The sequence below is a fragment of the Acinetobacter sp. MF4640 genome, assembly GCF_002018895.1.
GTDB classification, from domain to species: domain Bacteria; phylum Pseudomonadota; class Gammaproteobacteria; order Pseudomonadales; family Moraxellaceae; genus Acinetobacter; species Acinetobacter johnsonii.
The window spans coordinates 1-1,002 of record NZ_MVOM01000132.1; the positions used below are offsets into that span (position 1 = coordinate 1).

Annotated in this window: 1 protein-coding gene; it reads right to left on the reverse strand. The window is 47.0% G+C overall.

Annotated elements, in window-relative coordinates:
- On the reverse strand, positions 1-946 hold a 946-nt coding region (locus tag MF4640_RS18765; protein ID WP_078390498.1), incomplete at its 3' end, for an IS481 family transposase.
- Positions 947-1,002 lie beyond the last annotated feature (56 nt).

Below are 1,002 nucleotides of genomic sequence, written 5' to 3' on the forward strand. Positions count from 1 at the left end.
TGTTTAGTCCCGGCATTTGATGGATCGGATCAATTTTAAAAAGTTCAGGTTCATCTGTCCACTGTTTGCAGATGAATTCGTAGGGAGTCAGGCCCCTGAGTGTTTTGAGTCTGCGGCCGAAGTTGTATGCAGCAATAAAATCAGCAAGGTGAATGCATAGCTGAGTGTGATCGTCGTAATGGAACCGTTTGACAGTAGCTTCTTTAATCGTTCGGTTCATCCTCTCGACCTGTCCATTGGTCCATGGATGCTTAACCTTGGTAAGACGATGTTCAATGCCACATTCAGTACAAACCCGATCAAAGATGTGCTCAGAGGCGTAGCGATCACAGGTGCGGTTCGTGAACTGGATGCCGTTATCTGTTAGCACCGTATGGATTCTATAGGGCACAGCCTTAACCAGATTGCACATGAACTCCGCGGCTGCCATCTTACTGGCTTTAGTATGCAATTCAGTGAACGCAAACTTGGAAGTGCGATCAATGGCAACGAAGAGATAAAGCTTACCCTGTGCTGTTTGCATCTCAGCGATGTCGATATGAAAGTAACCAATGGGGTAGCTCTTGAAGCGCTTCCTGACAGGGCGATCACCTTGTACCTCAGGCAGTCGTGAAATACCATGCCGCTGTAAGCAGCGGTGTAACGACGAGCGTGTCAGATAAGGAATACTCGGCTGCAATGCATAAAGGCAATCGTCTAGCGGCAACAAAGTGCGTTTTCGAAAAGCAACAATTGCCGCCTCATCTTCAGGCGATAACACGCTTGAGCGAGGATTCTTTGGGCCGGTTGTAAGATCATCTACTGAAGTACGTTTCTTCCATTTTGCGACGGTCTTTTGATTGATGCCGTAACGCTTGGCTAGCGTTCTTAAGCTCTCTTGACTATTTTGTATTGCTCGACGCACTGCCTGTGTCGTTGTGGCGCTGCTGTGTAGAACTTGTCCCATAGTGCTTCCTTCCATTTATCTGAGAATATTGCACCATTAAAATCTGGGACTAAACA